Annotated in this window: 14 protein-coding genes and 2 tRNA genes; 10 read left to right on the top strand and 6 right to left on the bottom strand. The window is 74.0% G+C overall.

Annotated features, from left to right (window positions below):
* Positions 1-66 precede the first annotated feature (66 nt).
* A complete protein-coding gene (locus VR894_RS10665) occupies positions 67-843 on the top strand; it encodes an HNH endonuclease signature motif containing protein (RefSeq protein ID WP_324651393.1) in 777 nt (258 codons plus the stop codon).
* Between the two features lie 144 nt (positions 844-987).
* Entirely contained in the window at positions 988-1,395 is a 408-nt protein-coding gene (locus tag VR894_RS10660; protein WP_324651392.1) for a RidA family protein, read from the top strand.
* A gap of 27 nt (positions 1,396-1,422) precedes the next feature.
* Here the strand turns inward: VR894_RS10660 and VR894_RS10655 are convergent, their stop codons facing one another.
* On the bottom strand, positions 1,423-1,635 hold the full coding sequence (locus tag VR894_RS10655) for a helix-hairpin-helix domain-containing protein (RefSeq protein ID WP_324651391.1): 213 nt from the start codon (positions 1,633-1,635) through the stop codon (positions 1,423-1,425).
* A gap of 249 nt (positions 1,636-1,884) precedes the next feature.
* Here VR894_RS10655 and VR894_RS10650 point away from each other — a divergent pair, with 249 nt between their 5' ends.
* From VR894_RS10650 to VR894_RS10630, 5 genes are all read left to right on the top strand, one after another.
* Positions 1,885-2,760, top strand: a complete 876-nt coding sequence (locus VR894_RS10650; RefSeq protein ID WP_324651389.1) for a DUF2268 domain-containing protein — start codon at positions 1,885-1,887, stop codon at positions 2,758-2,760.
* Positions 2,761-2,841: 81 nt separating this feature from the next.
* Positions 2,842-3,678 carry a helix-turn-helix transcriptional regulator gene (locus VR894_RS10645; protein ID WP_324651387.1) on the top strand — a complete coding sequence of 279 codons (837 nt, stop codon included), beginning with the start codon at positions 2,842-2,844 and terminating at the stop codon, positions 3,676-3,678.
* Positions 3,675-4,094, top strand: a complete 420-nt coding sequence (locus tag VR894_RS10640; RefSeq protein ID WP_324651385.1) for a VOC family protein — start codon at positions 3,675-3,677, stop codon at positions 4,092-4,094. Before VR894_RS10645 ends, VR894_RS10640 begins: the two co-directional genes overlap by 4 nt.
* 149 nt (positions 4,095-4,243) lie before the next feature.
* Positions 4,244-4,315, top strand: a tRNA-Gln gene (locus VR894_RS10635).
* Between the two features lie 57 nt (positions 4,316-4,372).
* Positions 4,373-4,445 (top strand) — tRNA-Glu (locus VR894_RS10630).
* Positions 4,446-4,505: 60 nt separating this feature from the next.
* On the opposite strand, the gene VR894_RS10625 is transcribed toward VR894_RS10630, so the two are convergent.
* From VR894_RS10625 to VR894_RS10615, 3 genes are all read right to left on the bottom strand, one after another.
* The gene (locus VR894_RS10625) at positions 4,506-5,222 is read right to left on the bottom strand and encodes an alpha/beta hydrolase (protein WP_324651383.1); all 717 of its coding nucleotides are present in this window, start codon (positions 5,220-5,222) and stop codon (positions 4,506-4,508) included.
* A gap of 108 nt (positions 5,223-5,330) precedes the next feature.
* Positions 5,331-7,589 carry a multicopper oxidase domain-containing protein gene (locus VR894_RS10620; RefSeq protein ID WP_324651381.1) on the bottom strand — a complete coding sequence of 753 codons (2,259 nt, stop codon included), beginning with the start codon at positions 7,587-7,589 and terminating at the stop codon, positions 5,331-5,333.
* A gap of 224 nt (positions 7,590-7,813) precedes the next feature.
* On the bottom strand, positions 7,814-8,206 hold the full coding sequence (locus VR894_RS10615) for a DUF3151 domain-containing protein (RefSeq protein ID WP_324651379.1): 393 nt from the start codon (positions 8,204-8,206) through the stop codon (positions 7,814-7,816).
* A gap of 260 nt (positions 8,207-8,466) precedes the next feature.
* Between VR894_RS10615 and VR894_RS10610 the strand changes: the two genes are divergently transcribed.
* Entirely contained in the window at positions 8,467-9,141 is a 675-nt protein-coding gene (locus tag VR894_RS10610; protein ID WP_324651377.1) for a Crp/Fnr family transcriptional regulator, read from the top strand.
* Positions 9,142-9,148: 7 nt separating this feature from the next.
* Here VR894_RS10610 and VR894_RS10605 read toward each other — a convergent pair whose 3' ends face one another.
* Positions 9,149-10,300: an alpha/beta hydrolase gene (locus VR894_RS10605; RefSeq protein ID WP_324651375.1), complete on the bottom strand. Its 1,152-nt coding sequence runs from the start codon at positions 10,298-10,300 to the stop codon at positions 9,149-9,151.
* A gap of 99 nt (positions 10,301-10,399) precedes the next feature.
* Between VR894_RS10605 and VR894_RS10600 the strand changes: the two genes are divergently transcribed.
* Both VR894_RS10600 and VR894_RS10595 read left to right on the top strand, forming a co-directional pair.
* On the top strand, positions 10,400-13,804 hold the full coding sequence (locus VR894_RS10600; protein WP_324651373.1) for an ATP-binding protein: 3,405 nt from the start codon (positions 10,400-10,402) through the stop codon (positions 13,802-13,804).
* Between the two features lie 2 nt (positions 13,805-13,806).
* On the top strand, positions 13,807-14,220 hold the full coding sequence (locus VR894_RS10595) for a nuclear transport factor 2 family protein (protein WP_324651371.1): 414 nt from the start codon (positions 13,807-13,809) through the stop codon (positions 14,218-14,220).
* Positions 14,221-14,355: 135 nt separating this feature from the next.
* Here the strand turns inward: VR894_RS10595 and VR894_RS10590 are convergent, their stop codons facing one another.
* Complete coding sequence (locus VR894_RS10590) at positions 14,356-15,297, bottom strand: NAD(P)-dependent oxidoreductase (RefSeq protein WP_324651370.1); 942 nt, start codon at positions 15,295-15,297, stop codon at positions 14,356-14,358.
* Between the last annotated feature and the right edge of the window lie 108 nt (positions 15,298-15,405).

Genomic DNA, 15,405 nt, shown 5'->3' with positions numbered 1-15,405 from the left:
ACGAGCAAGCCCACTACGCTGCAGTCAACCAAGAGCCGCAACCCGCATAGAAGCGGCAGAGAAGCCGTGACGGTTCACACCCCCGACGCCACGTTCGGCGCCCCAGCCGAGGCCGCCCTGGACGCCCCCGGCGGACCCCGCGACCCCCACACCAGCCCCGAACCCAGCAACGGCCCGCACACCACGGCCGGCACGGGAGGCAGCGCCACCGGCCCGGACGGCGCGGCGGACACGGCCAGCACGGCGGGTGGCGGCGATGGCGCCACCGGCCCCGATGGCGCAGCGGGTGGCGGCGGTGAAGCCGCCGACGGTGTGGTGGGTGGGTCGCGGTTCGTGGTCTCGCCCGAGGCGGCGCAGTGGGTGCAGCAGTGGCGCCCGGGTGATGACCACGTGATCTCCACCGCCCTTGACTACGGCGGGCTGGTCGGTCTGCAGGCCGCGGTCCTGGAGGACGGGACCCCCATCCCGCCGGGGCTGTTGTCACGGCTGGTGTGTGAGTCCCAGCTCTCCCGCGTCGTCTTCGGCCCCGAGTCCACGATCCTGGACGCCGGCCGGGAGAAACGCATCTTCCCCGCCAACCAGGTCCGCGCCGTCATCGCCCGCGACAAGCACTGCCAGTACCCCGGCTGTGACGAACCACCCGGCTACGGGGAGATCCACCACTCCCTGTGGTGGGCCAAACACCTGGGCGCCACCGACGCCGAACACGGCATCCTGCTGTGCTGGCACCACCACGACTGGGTCCACACCCACCAGATCACCATCACACGATCCGCCGGCCAGTGGTACTTCCACGACCGCAACGGCTGGCTCCTCACCGCCCACGGCCCCGACAGACCCTGACCCACCCTCCAGGGCACACCCCTGCCCACCGACAGGAGAACCGCCGTGCTCGCCCCGGTGATCTCTCGCGGCCGGGAATGCGATGGCCGTGCCGTCTGACGGGCGCATACGGTGTCGGCTCCGACTCAACTCCGTGGAGCAGCCGTGCCGACCGTCGTCGAACTGATCCGTTCCGGCAACCTCTCCGACGTTGCCGAGTATGCGTACGCCGCCACTGTGCCCGCCGGCACTCGCCTCATCTTCCTCGCCGGTTCCTGCCCGTTGGACGTCGACGGGAACACTGTCGCAGTCGGCGACTATGCCGGTCAGGCGGCGCAGGCCGTCACCAACCTCGGCCTTGCACTAGCGGAAGCCGGTGCCTCGTTGACCGACGTCGTCAGTACCCGTGTGCTGGTGGCGTCCTCGCGGCAGGCCGACCTCGTCTCGGCCTGGGAGGTCGTCCGCGATGCCTTCGGTGACCACGAGGTCCCGAGCACCCTCATGGGCGTGACCGTACTGGGCTACGACGACCAGCTCGTCGAGATCGAGGCCGTCTCGGCGGTGGCCGGCTGAGGGGGGCGCGGCTGTCGCCGACACGTGTTAGGAGCGGAACGCCAGCCCTCGCTCGTCGAGCGCCTCACGCAGCAGCCGTACCGCCCGCGGTCCCACCCCGTGCAGCGCGAGGAGCTCCTTCTCCGACATCCGTGCCACCTCGTCGAGGGTGGTGATCCCGGCTTCCAGCAGCGCACCGTTCGCCGGGCGCCCGATCGCGGGCAGGTCGCCGATCCTGGCGGGCAGGTCACGGGTGCTCATGGGCCCATGGTGGCGCGCCGGCCGCCGCGCGGGCCAGCCCTTTGCTGTTGTGCCCGGTCGGTCACCCCGGCGGGCCGCCGTCTCCGCGGATCCGACAGGAGGTGCGTCGTGAAGACCGGTCTGTGCTCACGGAGCCGCACCACTCCGAGAACGACCTCGCACGAGCTGCTGCAGATCGCCGACAGCGCGCGGGAGCGCGGCACAAACCCGTTGACCCTCCCGTGACGTGAGGCCCTACCGTCCCGGGTCATGGACATCACCGTGCTCGACAGCTACGACGCCATGCGCCGCGTCCTCACCGCCCCCGTCGCCGACCGCGCCGAGATCGCCCGCCCGTTCCTCGAGGAGGCGAAGGGCATGTACCGCTACTTCCCGGGAGAGCCCGACGTCGTCGAGCTCCACCACCTGGGTGGCGGCTTCCGGCTCGACGCCGACGACGACCGCTACTTCCCCGCCCTCGACCTCATGGGCCAGGCCGACGTGTGGACCCGCGTGGAGCACGCCCTCGGGCGGGCGCTCGGCGTCCAGCTCGAGGCGGCGCCGGGCATCACCGTGCCGGACGAGCTCGTCGTCCTCATCGTCCTGGCGCACCCCGATGCGTTCTTCATCGACACGAACCTGGGCATGAGCGCCAACGGCAGTGTCACGGGCTACCTGTGGATCAACATCTGGCCCACCCCGGAGGTGCTCGAGCGGATCCAGGCGACCGCCGTCCACGAGCTCCACCACAACCTGCGCTACGCGAACATCGTGTGGGACCCGGCCACGGTCACCGTCGGTGAGCACGTCGTCTCCGAGGGCCTCGCCGACGCGTTCGCCCGCCAGCTCTACGGCGACCTCGGCTACGCACGGCTCGGCCTCGACGCCCTCGAGGACGACGCCGCGTTCGCCACGGTCGTCTCGGGGCTCGACGTCACGGGCATGCAGAACTTCGTCGCCTGGGTCCACGGCGACGAGCACGCCCGCCGGTACGGTGCCGAGCCCGTCGGCCTGCCCACCGGGGCGGGGTACGCGGCCGGGAACCGGCTGGTGGACGCCTACCTCGCCGCCACCGGCCAGACCGCCGCGCAGGCGCTCCTCGCCGACCGCGAGGAGGTCATCCGCACCGCGCTGGCACGCGCCTGAGCCGGCGACGCCTCGTCGATGGCGCGGCTCCGGAGCCGTTAAGGCCTTTTCACCGGCCCCCGAGGCGCCCACCATGGAGTGGTGTCAGCGTTGGTGCCGCACAGCCCGCCACCGCCGCTGCGTCCGCTCGTCTCTGCGGCCGCCGGCTACCGGGCTGCGGCCTACCCGGCCGGCGTCCACCGGGGGCTGCCCTCCCACCACCTCACGCTCGTGATCGAGCTCCTCGCGCCGCTGTCGGTGACCATGACGGGTGGGTCGGTGTCCGCGCACGGGATCGTCGGCGGACTGCACACCGCGCCCGCCCTCATCGACGCCTCCCGTCCCCAGGAGGGCGTGCAGTACGGCCTCACACCGCTCGGGACCCGGGCGCTGCTCGGCGTGCCGGCGGGGGAGCTGCGCGGCAGCGTCGTTGACCTCGCCGACGTCCTGGGCGGCTCCGCACGGCGACTCGTCGACCGGCTCCGTGCCACGGCGGACTGGTCCGAGCGGTTCCGCCTGCTCGACGACGCGCTCCTCGAGCGGCTCGCGCTCTCCCGTCGCCATGAGGTGGTGGTGCAGCCCGAGGTCGCGGAGGCGTGGCGGGTGATCCTCGCGACGCACGGGACCGTGCCGGTCGCGTCGGTCGCGGCGCACGTCGGCTGGGGACGGCGCCACCTCGGCGAGCGGTTCCGCGCCGCCACCGGGCTCACGCCCAAGGAGGCGGCCCGCGTCGCCCGCTTCGAACGTGCCCACGGGCTGCTCAGTGCGAGAGCGGCGCCCCTCGCGGAGCTCGCCGTCGGGTGCGGTTACGCCGACCAGCCGCACCTCGCCCGCGAGTGGCGCGCCCTGAGCGGCGTCAGCATCACCACGTGGATGCGTGAGGAGCTCCCATTCCTCCAAGACGCCGACCCGTCCCGGCGCGCAGACTCCCTGGCATGAGCACCGACGAGAACAGCCTGCCCGAGCCCGTCCCCGCCGTCTGGCCGAGCATCGGCTTCACCGACGTCGACGCCGGTGTGCGTTTCCTCACCGAGGTCCTCGGCTTCGTCGTCACCGTCCTCCACCGCGACGACGACGGCACGGTCGCCCACGCGGAGGCGCGCTGGCCCGACGGCGGTGGCGTCATGTTCGGCTCCCGCGGCAAGCCGGGGGAGTGGGGCGCCCTGGGGCCGCAAGGGGTCTACGTCGTCGCCGCCGAGGCCGCCACGGTCGACGCCGTGTGGGAACGCGCCCAGGCCGCCGACGACGTCGAGATCACCCTGCCGCTCGAGAACACCGACTACGGATCGCACACCGTCGGGCTGAGGGACCGTGACGGGAACCTGTGGAGCATCGGGACCTACCGCGGCGCGTGATTGCCGAGGCGCGCCGGACGGTTCCGTGTGACAACCCCCACCGTCGGCGACTTTGGCCCCGGCGGGCTCGGCAGGGTAACGTAACGGCGCGGTACGACGTTTGCTCGGAGGGTCCGCAAGGGCTCTGAAACGGTGGGCGTTATACCCCATGGGGTATGGTGTAATCGGCAGCACGACTGATTCTGGTTCAGTTAGTCTAGGTTCGAGTCCTGGTACCCCAGCGGTTTGGAGAGAGCCGGAACTTCCGGTAAACTTCACCGGGCAGAAAATGCCACTAGGGCCCCGTCGTCTAGCGGCCTAGGACACCGCCCTCTCAAGGCGGCGGCGCCGGTTCGAATCCGGTCGGGGCTACATCACAGAGGCCCCCATCCCAGCAGGGATGGGGGCCTCTGGTCTGTCCGGACGCGCCGGTCAGTGCGCGGAGCGAGCCGCTGTGGTGGCGAGGAGCTCGGACAGCACGGCCGCCATCGGCCCCGGCTCCCACGAGTGGAAGGCGCCGGGGACGCGCAGCGCGCGGGCGCCGGGGACGGCGGAGGCGATGAGCTCCGCGGACTCGATCATCTCCGCCCACGCGAGCGACTCGGCATCCGCGCGCAGCGAGACCGTCTGGGTGACCGTCTGCGGCGAGCTCAGTGCCCGCTCGAGCCACTCCGGGGGCATGTCCTTCATGTACTGCTCCAGGGCGGACTCGAGCTCACCGGCGTCGAGTCGGCGGAGGAACTCGGCGACCCACGCGGTGGCCTCCGCGGGGTCGCCCGCGATCGGCGCCTCCCACAGGGCCAGGCCGGTGACGGGGAGGCCGTCCGCGGCGGCCCTGAGGGCGATCGAGCAGCCGGAGGAGTGTCCGCACAGCACCGCGCTCCCGCCGGCGACGTCCAGCAGCGCCCGGATCGCGGTCAGCTCCCGGTCGAGGTCGAGGACGCCGTCGGCGACGCTCTCGCCGCGGCCCAGGCGGTCGAAGACGATCGTCGTGGCGCCGGTGGCGGCAACCGCCTGCGCCGTCGCGGTCGTGACGGGGTCCGACGCACGGTGCGGACCCGCCCCGGCGACGAAGACGAGTGCCGGTCCGGAGCCGTACCTGTCGTAGGCGACGCGGTCGCCGCGGTCGGTGGTGACGTACTCGGTCATGTGGTGCCTCCAGGGACGGGTGGACGTGCCGACACAGGCACAGACCCCGCCGGGGTACCGAACTCATCGTGGCGGACGGCACGGGGAGCCCCGCGTCGTCGTGGTGGCTCAGTGCTCCTGGTGCCCGGGAACCGTCGTCGGTGGCTCGGTACCCGGCTCGACGACGACGAACTGGCCCATGAGGCCGAAGTCCTCGTGGCGCAGGAGGTGGCAGTGGTACATGTACGGCACCTCGGGGTTGGCGTAGTGGTCGAAGCGCATGATGAGGCGGTACTCACGGCCGGGCTCCGTGTAGATGGTGTCCTTGCGGCCGGAGAGCTCGGGCGGGGGAGCCTGCCCGTCGACGGAGAGCACCTCGAACTGGACGTCGTGGATGTGGAGGTTGTGGGGCAAGGGGTCGGCGTTGCGGACCACCCACACCTCCGTCGTCCCGACGGTGACGACCTCGTCGATGCGCTGCATGTCCATGCGTTGCCCGTTGATCCGGATGTTCTTCAGCTCGAACTCCCGGGTGACCGTCGCGTCGGCCTCGTCCAGGCGCTCGTAACCGGACAGCGGCTGGGCGATCGGCTCCGACGGCGCGAGCTCCGGGTCGGCGACGAGGCGCAGCACGTCGAGGGTGTCCAGCGCGCCGTAGCCCTCCGGGTCGGCGATGTCCCCCAGGGGCTGCGGGTAGGAGCGGAGCATCGCCTCGGTACCGGGCTCCATCGCCACGACGATCTCCGCGCGCTCCCCGGGCGAGAGCATGACCCGCGTGGTCTCGTGCGCCTTCTCCAGGAGCCCGCCGTCCGTCGCGACGAGCCGGAAGGTGCGGTCGTCGTCGAAGCCGAAGTTGTAGGAGCGCAGCGTCGAGCCGTTGAGCAGCCGCAGCCGCACGAGCTCGGTGCTCACCTCCTGGACGGCACCGATCGTGCCGTTGGTCATGACGGTCTCGCCCATGATGCCGCTGGGCACGGAGGAGGCGAGGGTGAGCTGCCCCTCGGCGTCGAACGCCTTGTCCTGGACGACGACGGGGATGTCGTCCACCCCGTAGTCGCGCGGCAGGCCGCTCGCGTCCGAGACGTCGTCGTCGAGGATGAACATGCCCGACAGGCCCAGGTAGACGTGCCGCTCCGTCGCCCCGTGGGGGTGCGGGTGGTACCAGAGCGTCGCGGCCGGCTGGTCGACGAGCCAGGTGGGCCGCCAGGTCCCGCCGGCCGCCACCTCCTGGTGCGGCCCGCCGTCCATCTCCGGTGGCAGGTGCATGCCGTGCCAGTGGACGCTCGTCGCCTCGTCGAGGGTGTTGGTGACCTCGACGGCCACCTGCTCGCCGGCCCGCGCGCGCAGCGTCGGCCCGAGGAAGTCACCGTTGAAGCCCCAGGTCCGGGTGTCGACCCCGGGGAGGAGCTCGGTGGTCCCCTCCTGTGCCGTGAGCTCGAAGACCCGGGTGCCGTCGTCGTCGATGTAGGAGTCGGCCAGCGGTGGGATCGCGAGCGGCGTGTCGAACTCCGGGTCGGGCAGGGGCTGGGGGTCCGGACCGGGTTCCGGCTCCGGGGCCGACGGCGTGCCGCTGACGGCCGAGGCGCGCCGGATGCCCAGGGCGTCCCGGCCGTCACCGTCCCAGTCTCCGACGACCGTCTCGTCCCCGGCGCGGCCGAAGGTGACGACGCGGTCCGCCGGCCCCGGCCGCAGCTCCTCTGTCAGGTAGTAGCGCGCCTCCCGGCGCACGGCGAGCGCGTCGGGGCCCGAGCCGCCCCAGTCCCCGACGTAGACGTCGTCGCCCGCGCGTCCATAGGTGATGGTGGCGGCCGCCGGACCGGACCGCATCGCGTCGTTGACGAGGTACGTGGCACCCCGGCGGACCGCGAGCGTGTCCGTGCCGTCGCCGTCCCAGTCGCCCACGAGGACGACGTCGTCCGGCCGGCCGTACGCGACGACGCGCTCGGCCGGGCCCGACCGCAGGGTGTTCGCGACGTGGTATTGACGCCCCCGGCGGACCGCCAGGGTGTCGGCGCCGTCGCCGTCCCAGTCGCCGACGAGGACGACGTCGTCCGGCCGGCCGTACGCGACGACGACGTCCGCAGCTCCGCCGCGCAGCGAGTTGGTGAGGTGGTAGGTGTTCCCGCGGCGGACCGCGAAGGTGTCGGCGCCGTCGCCGTCCCAGTCGCCGACGAGGATCTCGTCGTCCGGGCGGCCGTACGACAGCACGTGCTCGGTGCGCGTCAGCTCGTTGTCGGCGAGGTGGAAGGCGTTGCCGCCGGCCGTCGTCCGCTGCTCGGCTGCCATCGCGGAGGGGATGGTGAGCTCCGGGGCCGCGGCAGCACCCGGGAGAGGGAGGGCGACGGCCAGGGCGCTGCCCAGGGCCATCGCGGCGCGCGCACGACGCATGGTCGACCTTTCACCTAAAGGGCGGTGCGGGTGGAGCCGCACCTGAGGCGCGCGGTCCGTTCCGCGTGCACAGTCGATGATGACGCACGCCGAGGAATTTGTGAACAGATAAGGCAAAAAGATCGGGTCCGCGCCGGCCCGCCCTGGTGGCGGTCCCGGCACGGACCCGACGCCGGACGTGGGGCAGTGCTCGGCCGGGCCCACGTGAGCCCGGCCCGCAGCCGTCAGGCGGTGGACTCGGTGAGGAACGTGCGGCAGCGCTCGGCCTCGTCGTCCTCACCGATCGCCGCGGCGGCGTCGCCCAGCGCCTCGAGCGCACCGAGGAAGCCCTGGTTGGGGACGTGATCGGCCGGGATGGGGCCCTGGCCCTTCCAGCCGGCGCGGCGCAGCGCGTCGAGCCCGCGGTGGTAGCCGGTCCGCGCGAAGGCGTACGCGGCGACGGGGTCCTCCTCGCTCATCGCCTCGCGGGCGAGCAGCGCCCACGCGTGGCTCGATGCCGGGAACTGTGCGGCGACCTCACGCAGGTCGTCACCGTTCTCCAGGGCGACGCGGGCGGACATGTCGGGGTGGTCGTCGGGCAGGTACGTCGGGTCGGGGCCGAGGAGGTTCTTGTGCATGTGGCCCAGTCTCCCAGGTGTGCCACGTGCCGGTCCGCCACTCGGGCTTCATGCGCGGACCCGTGGCGGGAGGGCCCGCGTACCGTGGGGCGTGACGGAGCGAGAGAGTGACGGGAGCCGGTGTGCAGAGCGAGCGGGACGCTGCGGTGCCGGCCTCGGACGCACACGCTCGGGCGATCGCGCCGTCGGGCCGACGCCACGTGCCCCTGCGGCCGATGTGCGCCGCCCCGCACAGCTGCTCACCGGAGGTACGCCGACAGGTGCTCCAGCAGGTGCCGCTCCTGCACGGGCTGAGCCCCCGGGAGCTGGCGAGCGTGGACGCGCGCATGACCTCCCTCGCCTGGTCCGAGGGGCAGGACCTCTACGCCGCGGGCGACCCCGCCGAGCACCTCTTCGTCCTGGCCAGCGGGCGCGCGAAGGCCGTGCACGCGACACCCGACGGCGACGAGCACGTCGTCGACCTCCTCGCCCCCGGGGACCTGTTCGGCGGGCTCCGGCTGCTCGGCGCGAACGAGCACAGCGAGACCGTGCGCGCGATGACGACGATCTGCGCACTCCGCGTCGACACCGGTGACTTCCGCAAGATCCTGCTCGAGCACCCGGAGGTGGCGGTGCGCGCGCTGGAGATGACCGCCGACCGCCTCGCGCAGGCGCGCTCGAGCCTCAGCGCCCGGTCCCTGGCGCCCGTGCCGCAACGCGTGGCAGCGGTGCTGCTGAGGCTGGCACGCAAGTTCGGGCAGCGGACGCCGGACGGCGCGGTCCTCATCCAGCTCCCCCTCTCCCGGGCGGACATCGCCTCGATCGCGGGCTCGACGCCCGAGTCGGTCTCCCGCGCGATGAGCCGGTGGCGCACGGAGGGCATCATCGACTCCGGCCGCCGCTGGACCGAGATCCGCCGACCGGAGCGCCTGGAGCAGATCGCCGCCGGTCAGTGAGCCGGCGTCACGCCCGCGAGCGGACCTGGCCGAGGAAGGCCGTGACGCCGTCGACGACGGCGGCGAAGCGCAGGGAGTGGAACAGGTCGAAGGAGTGCTGGCCACCCGGCAGCTCGGCGTAGACGACGGGTTCGGACGAGCCCGACCGCAGGTGCCGGACGACGCGCCGCGCCGTCTCGACGTGGGCCAGGGAGTCCTTCTCGCCGTGGGCGACGAAGACCGGCGGGGCGGCGGTCGCGTCGTGCCCGAGCGGCCCGACCTCCGAGGTCGGCCCGCCGAGCTCGTAGTAGCCGCCGTACCAGCCGTACAGGCTCACCACCGCGCTCACCGCGGTGTCGGCGTCCTCGAAGCCCGGCTGGTGGCGGGGCTCGTTCGGGGTGAGGGCGGCGATCGTCGAGAGGTGTCCACCGGCCGAGCCGCCCGCGAGGACGAGCGTGCTCGGGTCGGCGCCGTACTCGGGCCCGTGGCGCCGGACCCAGGCGATGACCCGCTTGGCGTCGACGAGGTGGTCGTGGAAGTCGGCGTGCGGCCGCAACCGGTAGTTGGCGCTGATCGTGAGCCACCCCTGCTGCGCGAGACGGAAGAGCAGCGCGCGGGACTCGACGCTCTTGCGCCCGCCGGAGTAGGCGCCACCGTGCAGGTGCACGAGGACCGGCGCGCCCTCGGGCAGCGTCCGGTGCCGGTAGACGTCGAGCATGTGCGCGCGCCCGGCGTCGCCGTAGGGCACGTCCGCGATGCGCTCGACGTCACGGGGACGGAGCACGATCGGCATGAGCAGTCGGGCGGTCGACGGCCGGCGGCGTGGTCCGCGGACCGGGTCGGGCCCCGTGTCCTGCACCGTCCCGAGCCCGTCCACCAGCGCCTGCGCGACGACGGGCCGCGCCCGGCTCCCGCGCCACGCGATGAGGACGAACCCCGCGAGGACGACGGCGGTGAGGCCTACCGCGACCGCACGCCAGAGCGGTTCCTTCGTCCCGTCGAGCAGGCTGGGGACCGTCCCGGCGAGCACGACGACGGCCAGGAGGAACGGGATCTCGTTGTAGGCGGCGGCCACCCGGTGGCTCAGACCGGCCAGCCAGAACGGCCGGCGGGGTGAGACCAGAGTGAGTGCGACCAGCGCCCCGTGGACGAGGAGGCCGGCGAGGAGCCCGTACGGCATGCCCAGCACCGTAGGGAGACGGCGCGGCGACTGTCGCGGCGTTTTTGCATTGTCAACGTACCGCTCGGGGTGCTGACATGGTCCTCCACAGACGGGCACGTGCTGCCCGTCGAGGACGGCGGAGCGGTGATGCAGCGGGACGACGCGAGTGCGGCCGCGGGCGCCTTCGTGGGACGGCGCGCGGAGCTCGCGCAGCTCGAGGCGGCCGTGCTCGCCGCCGCGGCCGGCCGGGGCGGGCTCTGGCTCGTCACCGGCGAGCCGGGCATCGGCAAGACCCGCCTGGTCACCGAGCTCGCCGGCAGGGCCGCCGCGGCGGGGGCCCGGGTGCTGTGGGGGCGCTGCCCGGAGGTGCCGGGAGCACCGGCGTACTGGCCGTGGAGCCAGGTCCTGCGGACGTACGTCCGCAGCGCCACGGTCGACGCCGCGGACCTCGCTCAGCTCGGCCACCTCGTCGGGCTCACCGGCCCGGGCGATGCGGTCCCGGAGACCACCGACCAGCACCGCTTCTACCTCTTCGACGCCGTCAGCCGCACGCTGCGCTCGGCTGCCGAGGCCCAGCCGCTCGTCGTCATCCTCGAGGACCTCCACGCTGCCGACGCGCCGTCGCTGCGGCTGCTGGAGTTCCTCACGCGCGAGCTGGCGGTCGCACCGGTCCTCGTCCTCGCCACGACCCGCCCGACACCCACCGGTCCCGCCGCCGGCGTGGCCGCTCTCCTGCACGACGCCGTCCGGCCCGCCCAGCGGCTGGTGCTGTCCGGGTTGTCGCGGGGCGAGGTCGGGGACCTGCTCGGGTGGTGGCAGCCCTCGCCCGACGTCGTGACGGCCGTGTGGGACGCCACCGGCGGCAACCCGTTCTTCGCCCTGGAGACCGCCCGGCTGCTCGCCTCCGAGGGGCGTCTCAGCGAGATCGGCACGGCCGGTGTGGCCGTTCCCGACGGCGTCCGGCACACGCTGCGGCAGCGGCTGGAGGCGCTGAGCGAGGACGCCCGGGACGCCGTGGAGACGGCCGCGGTCCTCGGCCCCCGGTTCGACCTGGTCGCCCTGACCGGGTGCCTCGACCTGCCGCTGGACCGGGTCGTCGCCGCGCTCGGGGAGGCGACCGAGCTCGGTGTGCTCGCCCAGCCCCGGATCGACCTCGGCACCTACCGCTTCGCCCACGCACTCGTGCGCGAGACGGTGTACGCGGACCTCCCGCCCGCCCGCCGGCTGCGGCTGCACGGCCGCGTGGGGGAGGCGCTGACCGTGCGGTACGGCGGGGACACCGGCGCCCACCTCGAGGAGCTGGCGAGCCACTTCCTGATCGCCGCCCCCGTCGGGTACCACGGGCAGGCGGTCGACCTCGCCGTGCGTGCCGGCCACGCTGCCCTCGCCGAGCTCGCGTACGAGCAGGCGGTGCGCTTCTTCCGGCAGGCCCTGGACCTCCTCGCTGCGGACGGGGACGTCGACGCCGTCGGGGAGGTCCAGCTCGCGCTCGGGCACGCCCTGCTCCGGGTGGGGGAGCCGGACACCGCGAAGGCCACCTTCCTGCGGCTCGCTCAGCTCGCCCGTGAGCACGACCGGCCTCACCTCCTCGCCCGCGCCGCCCTCGGCCACGGTGGCCAGTGGACCTTCAGCGGTGAGACCACCGACGAGACCGTCGTCGACCTCCTCGAGGCCGCCCTCGCCGCCCTGCCCGACGACGAGCGGGAGCTGCGCGCGCGGCTGCTCGCGCGCCTGGCCGGGGAGCTGTACCACTCCGACGAGCACCCACGCGGTGCGGAGTGCTCCGCGCGGGCGGTGGCCATCGCCCGCGAGAGCGGGGACGCCGCCACCCTGGCCACTGCGCTGCTGGCGAGGATCACCTCGCTGTGGCGGCCGACCGGTCCGGAGAACCTCGCCGAGCGCCTGCGGCTCGGCCACGAGGCCGTCGCCCTCGCCGAGCGCGTCCAGGACCAGGAGCTGCTCCTCGGCGCCCGGGCATGGTGCGTCGTCGACCTGCTCGAGGCCGGTGACGTCGTCGGCGCCGACGCGCAGATCGCCGCCTTCACCCGGTCCGCGGACGAGCTGCGCCAGCCCTTCTTCCGCTGGTTCGCCGAGGTGTTCGCGGCCATGCGTGCCCTCATGGGAGGTCAGTACGCCGAGGCGGAGCGTCGTGCCGCTGCGGCGCTGGACGAGGGGCGGCGGGCACAGGGACGCCGCGAGCTGACCGAGAACGCCGTCGTCGCGCACGTCATCCAGTCGCTGCTCGTCGTGCGTGAGCGCGGCGCGGACGCCGCGGGAGACGGGCGGGCGCCGGTGCGCGAGGCCCTGGACCGGTTCCCGCGACAGCCGGCGTGGCGTGCCGCCGTCGCGCTGCGCGAGCTCGCCGCCGGCAACGCGACCGTGGCCCGCGCCCACTACGACGTCCTGGCCGCCGACGGCTTCCACACCCTGCTGGGCGGCGAGATCTCCCTCGTCGCCGTCTGCCTCACCGCGGAGCTCGCCGCGGCCCTCGAGGACCACGACGGCGCGCACCGGCTCTCGGAGTACCTCGCGCCGTTCGCCGGGCACCACGTGGTCATCGCCCCACCGGCGATCGCCTACCAGGGCGCCGTCGACCTGTACCTGGGGCTGCTCGCCGCAGCTCGCGGGGACACCACGGCCGCCCTCGGCCACCTCGAGGACGCGCTGCGCCGACACGCGTCGGTCGGGGCCACGCCGTGGGTGGCGCGCACCCGGTACGAGCTCGCCCGGCTCCACCTGGCCCGCGGTGGGGCCGGCGACCGCGCCGCCGCGGCCGAGCAGCTCGCCGCCGCCGACCGGATCGCCGAGGACCTCGGCATGCACCCGCTGCAGCGGCGCGTCGCCGCACTCCGAGAGGACGCCCCGGCACCGGCCCCGGCGCCACGTGCCACGCACACGTGGCCGGCGGCCCTGCGCCTCGAGGGCGAGGTGTGGACCGTGACACTGGGTGCCGAGACGGTGCGCGTCCAGGACGTCAAGGGCATGCACTACCTGCACCGCCTGCTCAGCCACCCCGGGCGCGAGTTCCACGTCCTCGACCTCGCGGCGGCGACCACGAGAGGCAGCACCACGGCCCGCTCCGCCGTCGCCGAGGGGCTCAGCCGCGACGACGGCGGACTGGGACCGTTGCTCGACCAGCAGGCCAAGGACGCCTACCGGCGGCGGCTGCGTGAGCTGCGGGAGGAGGTGGCGGAGGCGGAGGAGCTCGGGAGCACCGGGCGGGCCGCCCGTGCCCAGGAGGAGATCGACGCCCTGGCGCACGAGCTGTCGCGCGCGATCGGGCTGGGAGGCCGGGACCGGACGACGGGGTCGGCCGCGGAACGCGCCCGGGTCAACGTCTCGCGGGCGATCCGAGCGGCGATCACCCGAGTGGCCGCCGGCGCGCCGTCCCTGGGCCACCATCTGAGCACCTCGGTACGCACAGGGACCTACTGTGTCTACACCCCCGACCCGGCGGCTACCCCCGACTGGGACCTCGGTCAGCCCGCTGACCGGCGGTCACCGCGAGCGAACGCGAGGTGAGCATGAGCGCCACCGACCCGGCCGCCGTCGTCGCCGCCTACTACACCGCCCTCCGTGCCGGTGACGTGGAGTCGTGGCTGGCGGTGTTCTCCCCGCACGCCGAAGTGACCAACCCCGCCGGTACGCCGCCCGTCAGCGGTCCGGTGGCGCTGCGGGAGCTGTGGGAGGAGCTCACCTGCCCGTTCCGGGGCCTCGACGTCACCGAGGACCTCGTCCGTCTCACCGCCGCGGGCGCTGCAGTGAAGTGGACCGTCCGCGGCGTCCCCTGGGCCGGGGAGCCGGTGAGCGCCGAGGGCATCGACGTGTTCGAGACCGACGGCGCCGGGCGGATCATCACGCTGTCCTCCTACTGGGACCCGTCGCACGTGCGCGACCAGCTGTGCCGGTGCCCGTCGTCGACCCCCGACGGCGCCTGACCGGTACCGGGGACCGCGACACGGCCCGCTGCGGGCGACCACGACGGTGCTCCTGACCGGTGCGAGCGGCGAGGACGGGGCCGCCGCCCCCAGGCCGGTCGACGCCCGGGCCGACGAGCCCGGCGAGGCCTCCTCTCAGACCCGGGCCGGCTCGGAGGCGCTCGCCGCGACGGCGTCCGCCGCGAAGGACAGCGGCCACCCCGTGCGGCGGGAGCGGACCCGGGGCTGCCAGCCGAGCTCACGGAAGCGGCTCGCGTCGACACGGTGGGAGCGGGCCAGGCTCCGGAGCGGGGCCGGGGCGAGGTGCCGCAGCCCACCGGGCAGCGGGCGCACCCGCGGCACCCCCGCAGCGTCGGCGAGGATGCCGAGCAGCACCCGACGGGTGAGCGGCTCGTCGTCGGCGACGTTGTAGACGCCGCCCGGGGCGGTCAGCGCCACGAGGAGCGCCGTCCCGACGTCGTCCGTGTGCACGGCGCTGGTCCAGCCGTCGACGTGGCCGAGAATCGGGACCCGGCCACGCCGAGCGGCGCGCATCAGGGCCCGGCTGAACTCGTCGTCGGGCCCGTAGAACGGCGCGAACCGGAGGACGACACCTGCGCCGCCGTGAGCGGTGAGACGGGCGACGTGCGTCTCCGTCGCGAGGTTCGCGGCGAGCGCGCCGCGGGCGTCGACCGGGCTCGTCTCGTCCAGCGGCGTGCTGCGGCCGTCGGCGTAGACCATGGTGGCGGTGTCGTGCACGACGCGCGGCACGTCGGCGGCCAGCGCGGCGTCCACGAGGACGGCCGCCGCGCGGGCCCGCAGGCGGGTGTACTCGCGCCAGGCCCACGGGGCCATGGCGCGGGTGGCGGCGGGGACCGAGACGCGCAGGTCGATGGCGGCGTCGGCGCCGGTGAGCCACGAGCGCAGTGTGCCGGGGTCGTCGGCGTCACCGCGGAGCGGGGTGGCGCCCGCTCGGCTCAGCCGTGCTGCGCCGTCGTCGGACCGGCTGTGGGCGAGGACCTCGTGACCGGCGGCGACCAGGACGGGGACCGTGGAACGGCCGGCGGTACCGGTCGCCCCGAGAACCACGACTCTCATCGCGGTGACCTCCTGAGGATGTGGGTGGCCGGTGCGTCACCGGCCGAGGCGTTGTCACCTCCATTGCCGTTCACCGCCGGCGACCGTCGTGCAGCGGCGCTGACCGCC

Origin of the sequence: Georgenia sp. H159, assembly GCF_035607575.1 — a bacterium.
Classification (GTDB): domain Bacteria; phylum Actinomycetota; class Actinomycetes; order Actinomycetales; family Actinomycetaceae; genus Oceanitalea.
This window is presented reverse-complemented; position numbering and strand designations above follow the sequence as displayed.

Bases quoted from the DNA above. Each gene is read 5' to 3' on its own strand.
- VR894_RS10655 (WP_324651391.1), bottom strand. From the start codon at position 1,635: ATGAGCACCCGTGACCTGCCCGCCAGGATCGGCGACCTGCCCGCGATC.
- VR894_RS10650 (WP_324651389.1), top strand. From the start codon at position 1,885: ATGGACATCACCGTGCTCGACAGCTACGACGCCATGCGCCGCGTCCTC.
- VR894_RS10640 (WP_324651385.1), top strand. From the start codon at position 3,675: ATGAGCACCGACGAGAACAGCCTGCCCGAGCCCGTCCCCGCCGTCTGG.
- VR894_RS10625 (WP_324651383.1), bottom strand. From the start codon at position 5,222: ATGACCGAGTACGTCACCACCGACCGCGGCGACCGCGTCGCCTACGAC.
- VR894_RS10620 (WP_324651381.1), bottom strand. From the start codon at position 7,589: ATGCGTCGTGCGCGCGCCGCGATGGCCCTGGGCAGCGCCCTGGCCGTC.
- VR894_RS10615 (WP_324651379.1), bottom strand. From the start codon at position 8,206: ATGCACAAGAACCTCCTCGGCCCCGACCCGACGTACCTGCCCGACGAC.
- VR894_RS10605 (WP_324651375.1), bottom strand. From the start codon at position 10,300: ATGCCGTACGGGCTCCTCGCCGGCCTCCTCGTCCACGGGGCGCTGGTC.
- VR894_RS10595 (WP_324651371.1), top strand. From the start codon at position 13,807: ATGAGCGCCACCGACCCGGCCGCCGTCGTCGCCGCCTACTACACCGCC.
- VR894_RS10590 (WP_324651370.1), bottom strand. From the start codon at position 15,297: ATGAGAGTCGTGGTTCTCGGGGCGACCGGTACCGCCGGCCGTTCCACG.